Raw genomic sequence first — 7,146 nt, forward strand, 5'->3', positions numbered from 1 at the left:
GTTATAGTCTCGTGGGCTCGGAGATGTGTATAAGAGACAGGCCGTCGCTCTGTCCGTCACCACGGCGGGAGCGGTCCTCGACCCCGCGCTCGCCGCGCCGCGCGCCGCCGCCCTGTCCACCCAGGACCAAGCGCTGGTGGCCCAGGCGGAAAGCTATCTGAACGGCATCGGCACGCTGCAATCGAAGTTCGTGCAGGTCGCTCCGAACGGGCACCAGACCGCCGGCACCTTCTACCTGGCGCGTCCCGGCCGGATGCGGCTGGAGTACGACCCACCGGTGAAGGACTTCGTCGTCGCCGACGGCGCCTTCATCTTCTATTGGGACGGGGAGATGCGGCAGCAGTCCAGCGCTCCCATCGGCAGCACGCTGGCCGACTTCATCCTGCGCAAGAACATCCGGCTGTCCGGCGACGTGACGGTGACCGGCGTCTTTCAGGCGCCGGGGCTGGTGGAGATCAGCCTGACCGAGACCAAGGACCCCGGCAAGGGCACCCTGACGCTGGTCTTCGAGGATCGGCCCTTCCAGCTCCGCAAATGGCGGGTGCTGGACGCCCAGGGGCTGACGACCGAGGTGGCGCTGATGAACCCGCGCGAGGGCATGCAGTTCGACTCGAAGCTCTTCTACTTCATCGAACCCAGCAAGGGCGACTACGGCCGCAGCAACTGACCCGCCCCAAAGAATTCGCACGGATTTCGCGCGAATCCCGCCGCCGCGACAACCCGCCGCCGCAACGAAGTCCTCCTGATCCTGTTGCCGTGCTGTATAGGGCGCGCTCACCCGCGTCCGGTGCACTCGAACGGATGAGGGGAGACGAGACATGGCAACGGAGGCGATGTACGAGGCCAGGCGGGTCCAGGGCATGAACGATCTGCTGGCGCGCAACTGGTGGGCGCTGGCGTTGCGCGGGACCGCGGCGGTGATGCTCGGCCTGCTGGCTTTCCTTCTGCCGGGGGCGACGGTCGCCACCCTGGCGGTTCTGCTCGCGGCCTACCTGCTGATGGACGGGTTGTTCGCCATCGTCGGCGGCGTCCGCGCCGCCCAGGCGCAGGAGCGCAGTCTGCCCTTCCTCCTTGACGGCGTGGTCAGTCTGGTGGCGGGCGCCGTAGCCCTGCTGTGGCCGGAGGCGAGCCTGTTCGCGCTGATCTTCGTGATCGCCGCCTGGTCGGTCATCACCGGCTTCGCCAAGATCATGACGGCGTGGCGCATGCACCGCACCCACGGCAAATGGGCCTGGGGCGTGGCTGGCGCCCTGTCGGTTCTGTTCGGCTTCGGCATGTGGGTCTTGCCGTCGCTGGGTCTGCTGGCCGTGGCGCTGGGCGTCGGCAGCTACCTGATCGCCTATGGCGCGCTGGCCATCATCACCGCCGTCCGCCTGCGCCGCTGCCTGCACGACCGGAATCATCATTCCAATCACGGCAACGCCGTGGCGGCGGAATAAACGCTCAGCGGACCCAAGCCTATCGACCGGGGGCGATGCGGCGGTAGCCGATCGCCTCCGCGATGTGCGGGCGGCGCACGCCGCCCCCGCCCTCCAGATCGGCCAGCGTGCGGGCGACGCGCATGACGCGGTGATAGCCGCGGGCCGACAGCTTCAGCCGCTCCGCGGCCTCGGTCAGCAGGGCGCGGCCCGGCTGGTCGGGGGCGGCGGCCTTTTCCAGCAGTTCGCCGTCCGCTTCGGCGTTGGTGCGCACCGCCCGGCCCTCGGGAAAGGGGCCGAAGCCGGCGTAGCGCTCCGCCTGGATGGCGCGGGCCACCGCCACGCGGGCGGCCACCTCGGCGCTGCCCTCGGCGGGCGGCGGCAGGCTGAGGTCGGCGGGGCTGACGGCGGGCACGTCGATGTGTGTGAATTCCAGTCAAAAATCAGACTGAAAGCCGCACATAGCCATGATTCTCATTCAACTAAGCATCAGACCAAAGCAGCAAACTTCCGGACTGAATTTGTATCTTCAGCTTATCGCCGGACTGCTTTCTAGCTGGTTTGTTCGCTTACCACCCAAACCCCGAGAGCCCGTGTTCTCAGTAGGCGACACTCATGAGTGTGCCGAACGGGTGCATTTCATCGTCGCGCTGATGATCACGCTGGGAGTCGTGAAATGATCCCTTGGAACAGTCCACTTCCCGATCCGGCGATTCTGTCCCGCCATCTCGGTCCGATCGGCTCCGACCTAGCCTTGGTTCTGGCGTTCAAGTTGTGGTTGTACGAGTGGGAGCGGTGTCCGTCGCCGGATCCAAGCCTCATCCGCATCCGATTGATCGAGCGAGGCCACTCCCGCGACCAGGAATATCTGCTCGACCTGTTGGAATGGCGCCCCGTCCGCTCGCGATGGGCCACCATTCGCGATGCCACTCGGCAAACCCGTCAGGAGGCCTTCGCGCTGGGAAAACCGTATTTCCTAATGACGGAGTCTGCGGTCCCTCCGGTCCTGCGAGCCAATTTGACCCGCCTGTTGACATTCCGGGGAAAGCCCCCAACGCGTGCGGTGGAACGGGCGATCTGTCTGGAGTGTCCGCCGGGTGAGCCGGTATCGCTCGGGATCCTGATCGCGCGAGCGGTGCGTCTCGGCATTGACGCAGCGACTGCGGAAGCAGCGATTATGTGGCTGGTGTCACGAGGCAGCCTCAGCGGCAATTTGAAACAGCCTCTTGGTCGAGGCGTTCTTCTTCGTCGTCTATGGGATTATGGTTCGGTTTCAGCGATCCGGTCTTCGCCAGAATGGCAACGGCGAGTTCTTCCGCCGTGGCATCTGTGTTCGTGACTTTAGCAAAGAGCAGGTGCTTCGGCATTTTTTCACGGCTTTTGCCGGTCTGTGTTCGCTTGCCCCACAAATCACGACGACGACGGATCAACTCGGCGACTTTGCCAAAGTCTTCATCAGAAATGCGATCGTGATCGGGATAAGCCACGAGCATCAACCCTTGCCAGTCGTTGGGATGATCAGGACGTGGCTCCACGCCGATCACGGTGATCCATTGCCCGTTCACCGTGAACTCGGCGGCGAGGAGCATGCGTGTCACTTTGTCAGCGATCTTGTGCCACCATCCGCCATTCGGGTGGGCCGGAACGCATCCAAAAGTGAAGCCGTAGGCAGTCCGATCGTCGCCTGGAAGCACCACACTGGACAAGTTGGCCACACCAGGTTTGCGTGCCAATTTCACCAGCATCTCACAAAACAGTTCAACTTCTGGCTGTGTAAGAGGGGTCACCTGATCCACCGTGGTATTGACACGGGCTCTGCGGGTATTGCCCTTGTCGGACGATAATGGCCCGGTTGCGACCTCGTCCGGCGCCAGAGCGTCGCCGGGGACATGGACGGCCGGGGCGGTCTTTGCCGGGCGTTCGACCGTCTCTATCCGCACCGGTAGGGTCTCCAGAGCCTGGAAACGTGGCCGTGCCAGTGGAAGGTCGATCTCTACCGGGGGTAGATATCGGTTGGGGTGGCGTTCATTCACCACCTGCCGCGGGCCAACGTGCCCCGCAATCGCATGCACATATGGACGTCCCTGTTCATCAAACTCCTCTGGGGCCATGGTGACTTCTTCTTCAACGATTAATTCGTCGAAGGGGAGTGGACCAGTGCAGTATTCCAGGCGAAGCATGAGAATGCGTTCGACCTTCGTTCCATCGGCAAGACAGCTCTCGAATTTGTAGCCCTCTCCGGTCAGTGTCGTTGTGCCATGGAACGGAAAAGCTGCTCGGAGAGAAGGGCGGCGGCGCGCCGCCGTCGCCGTCAGAACCTCTGCAAAGGGTAGGTTGTATGCACCGCGTTCGGGTGACCCTTCCTTTGCCGCGAAAAACCGGGCGAGGAGTGGATAGTCGTTCTCGGTGAATCCGGGACGTGGCGCGAGGCGGAACACACGTGGAGCTTCAGGCCGTGTGCGTGTGAGATCGCACAATGTCTCGGGGGCGCGGAGAAACGCACCATTCAAGAGCGCTTGGGCAAGGGCCGTTGACGACCCGATATAAAATTGGGCAAGCGTCATGGTTGGGACGATCACCGCGAACGGGTCGCGGCCGACCTTTACTCCGACAAACCGCACATCATCGCTGTACAGGCGATAAACATCTTCTGGAATTATGTACGGCCTCTTCTTATTGGGTAAAACTCCCTCGTAGCCGTTGAATTCATGAACACTGGAGCCGTCGATCGTCACTGTGACTTCGTACGTTTTGAAACCGGTGTGATCTTTCGAAATCATTTGTCCATTGTACCAAAAGCTGCCGATGATCAAGAGAGGCAGCCATCCTGCGGCGGCTTGGGCCCTGCGGGGCGGGCTGTAATTTCCACTGACGCCGACAAACAGGCACTCCACCAGTGGGTCGAAAGGGTCGGTGCCGTTGCGCTGGGGGCCGTTGATCCAGCGAAGCTGCCAAGGGCCGCCAGATGGGAATGTCTGAAAAAAGAGATCGTTCAAGCCGTCGTCAGCGCGCTCCGAGTCGTGGCTCATCATCGCCCCTTCGCCTCTGTGAAGAGAACAGGCTGACGCTTTTGCAGGATCACTGCAATTGATTGTATTCAGGTATTGAAGCAGAGGCATGCAAATGCCAAAAACTTTGTGTTTCGCTTCCGTACTGTTCGTTGATTCCCTTGGTGTCGCGTAGTTGCTCCATCAAGGATGTTTGCTAACGTTTCGATTGCCGAACAGCCCTGACAAACTGCAAACATAGCATCAGTTTACCGCATCGATGAGCATTGCGACCGCGAATCGGGAGCATGTTAAGGCTCCCGTGAATGGGAATCGAATAAGCGTAAAGCGCTCTCGCAATAGGCTATCGATAAGTCTAGTAAAATCCCTTCTATGCATGTGCAGGGCGATTCGCAATGCGGTAGAATGCTTACCAAGATATGATCGGAGGGTGAAGGATGCGGCGGCGGATCATAAAGCCCAACACACGCAGCTTCACGGGACGCCACGTGCTGCCCGACGGCAGCGGCGACGTCCGCTTCGAATCGGGGCTGGAGCGCGACTTTCTGACGCTGCTCGGCGCCCGCGACGACGTCCTGGAGATCCTGGAACAGCCTGTCACCTTGACCCTGGCCGGCCCGGACGGCAAGCTGCGCCGCTACACCCCCGACTTCAAGGTCACCTACCGCGACCGCGTCGTCATCTACGAGGTCAAGTACCGGGACCAGCTCCGCAAGCGGTGGCCCAACGATCGCGACAAGTACCGCCAGGCGCGCGCTTGGGCGCAGGCCAACGGCATGCGGTTCCGCATCGTCACCGAACTCACCATCCGCACCGTGCGGTTCGAGAACGCCCGCTTCCTCGCGGCATACCGGGACGTCACACCCGATCCCGCCCTTGCCGGGACAATCCTGGCCGCCCTGGCGGGCGGACCGCGCACGGTGCTCGACCTCGTGCGCACGCTGTGTCCCGACCGCGCCGACCGCGCCGGCTTCTACACGGCCTTCTGGCCGATGTTGGCCAACCGCACGCTTCGCGCCGACCCGTGCGCGCCGATCGGCATGGACCTGGTCGTGGAGGCGGCGCCGTGACCGGGGACGATCTGCCAGCCCCGCTCACCTTCCGGCTCGAGCCCGGCACGGAGGTCGATCTCGGTGGACGGGCCGGGGTCGTCGTCTCGGTCGTCTCCCTGGACAGCGTCCTGGTCGAGGATACGGCCACCGGCGAGCGGCGGGTGCGTCCGACGGCCGGCCTGACGCCGTGGCGGGGGGCGACCGCAGCGCAGCGGCGGGCGATCCCCGATCTGGCGGAGTTCACCGAGCCGCAGCTGGAGGTCGGGCGCCGGCGGCAGGACGAGATTGACGCCCTGCTGGCGCTGCGGCGGCGGTCCAAGCAGGACGTTCGCGCGGCGGCCGAGCGCCTCGACCTCAGCGTCTCGACGCTGTACGGGCTGATGCACCGGTACGAGTCCGAGGGGTCCCTCACCTGCCTCATCCCGCACGCCTACCGCAAACGGCGCCGGTGCAAGCGCATCGCCCCCGCGGCGGAGCAGGTCATCACGGCGGTGATCGAGGAGGTCTATTTGCCGACCCCGGGCGCGCGGCCGGTCGACGTCATCGTCGAAGCCCAGCGGCGCCTTCGCCGCGCCAACCTCGGCGCCGTGGCGCCGAACACGATCCGCGAGCGAATCCGGGAACTCGACCCGAAGGAGGTCGACCGGGCGCGCTACGGCGGCATGGCGGCCGAGCGCCGGCACCATCAGACCTACGGGACGCACGACCCGGCGCGGTGGCCGCTGCAGCGCCTTCAGATCGACCACACGGTGGCGGACTTCTTCGTCGTCAGCCCCGAGGACGGCGATGCGGTCACCCGCCCGGTCCTGACGCTGGCCATCGACGAGTACAGCCGGGTGGTCAAGGGCTTCTACCTGTCGATCCACCGTCCGTCGACCCTGTCGGTGGCCATGGCGCTGACCCACGGCATTCTGGACAAGACCGAGTTCTGCCGCCGCCACAAACTCGAGTCGCCGTACCCGGTGTGGGGCATCGACGAGGCGATCCTCACCGACAACGCCGCCGAGTTCGACAGCCGCGGTCTGCAGCTCGGCTGCCGGCAGTGGCGCATTCGCGGCGAGTTCCGTCCGCTTGGCCAGCCTTATTTCGGCGGCCGCATCGAGCGCCTGATCGGCACGATGATGGCCGACGTCCGCCTCATCCCCGGCTACACCTTCAACAGCGTGGCGGAGCGGGGCAAGGACTACGATGGGCGCGCCGGCGCGGCGCTGACGCTGGAGGAAGCGGAAGAGCGGATCGCCGTGATGATCGTCGACCGCTACCACCGCGAAAAGCATTCGGCGATCGGAACTACCCCGTTGAAGGCGTACGAGCACGGCTTTCTCGGCAGCGACCGGATCCCGGGCCGCGGTCTTCCCCGGATGCCGGCGGACCCTGGGCGGCTGCTCAAGGACTTCCTGCCGGTGGAGTACCGTACGGTCCAGAGCTACGGCATCCGGCTGAACCGGCTGACCTACCAGAGCGATCTGCTGCGGCTGTTCGCCAGCCGGAAGGACGGGCGCAAGTACGTGGTGCGGTACGACCCCCGCAACGTGAGCGTCGTCTACTTCTACGACCCGGAGACGCAGGAATACCACGATGTGCCGCAACGGGACCGGCACCGGCCGCCGGTCGCCCTGTGGGAGATCTGTCTCTTATACACATCTGACGCTGCCGACGATTATACGC

At 64.1% G+C, this 7,146-nt stretch carries 5 protein-coding genes and 1 pseudogene; 4 read left to right on the forward strand and 2 right to left on the reverse strand.

Annotated features, from left to right (window positions below):
* The first annotated feature begins 25 nt into the window (after positions 1-25).
* Positions 26-667 (forward strand): LolA family protein, encoded by a 642-nt coding sequence (locus tag Q4I23_RS28555; RefSeq protein WP_498528455.1) that lies wholly within the window; start codon positions 26-28, stop codon positions 665-667.
* 151 nt (positions 668-818) lie between these two features.
* Complete coding sequence (locus Q4I23_RS28560) at positions 819-1,439, forward strand: HdeD family acid-resistance protein (RefSeq protein WP_498528456.1); 621 nt, start codon at positions 819-821, stop codon at positions 1,437-1,439.
* A gap of 19 nt (positions 1,440-1,458) precedes the next feature.
* Here the strand turns inward: Q4I23_RS28560 and Q4I23_RS28565 are convergent.
* A pseudogene (locus Q4I23_RS28565) lies at positions 1,459-1,842 on the reverse strand (magnesium chelatase subunit ChlI family protein); the annotation flags it as partial.
* 778 nt (positions 1,843-2,620) lie between these two features.
* Complete coding sequence (locus Q4I23_RS28570) at positions 2,621-4,450, reverse strand: hypothetical protein (RefSeq protein WP_498528457.1); 1,830 nt, start codon at positions 4,448-4,450, stop codon at positions 2,621-2,623.
* A 413-nt stretch (positions 4,451-4,863) separates the two neighbouring features.
* Here Q4I23_RS28570 and Q4I23_RS28575 point away from each other — a divergent pair, with 413 nt between their 5' ends.
* Positions 4,864-5,496, forward strand: coding sequence for a TnsA endonuclease N-terminal domain-containing protein (locus tag Q4I23_RS28575; protein ID WP_498528458.1), 633 nt, complete (start codon positions 4,864-4,866; stop codon positions 5,494-5,496).
* Positions 5,493-7,146, forward strand: a 1,654-nt coding sequence (locus Q4I23_RS28580) for a transposase (RefSeq protein ID WP_498528459.1), incomplete at its 3' end; no start/stop codon positions are given. The genes Q4I23_RS28575 and Q4I23_RS28580, both read left to right, overlap by 4 nt.

The organism is Azospirillum sp. UFLA03-27 (genome assembly GCF_059803775.1).

Coding starts and splice junctions, on each gene's coding strand:
- Q4I23_RS28560 (WP_498528456.1), top strand. CDS start 819: ATGGCAACGGAGGCGATGTACGAGGCCAGGCGGGTCCAGGGCATGAAC.
- Q4I23_RS28570 (WP_498528457.1), bottom strand. CDS start 4,450: ATGATGAGCCACGACTCGGAGCGCGCTGACGACGGCTTGAACGATCTC.
- Q4I23_RS28575 (WP_498528458.1), top strand. CDS start 4,864: ATGCGGCGGCGGATCATAAAGCCCAACACACGCAGCTTCACGGGACGC.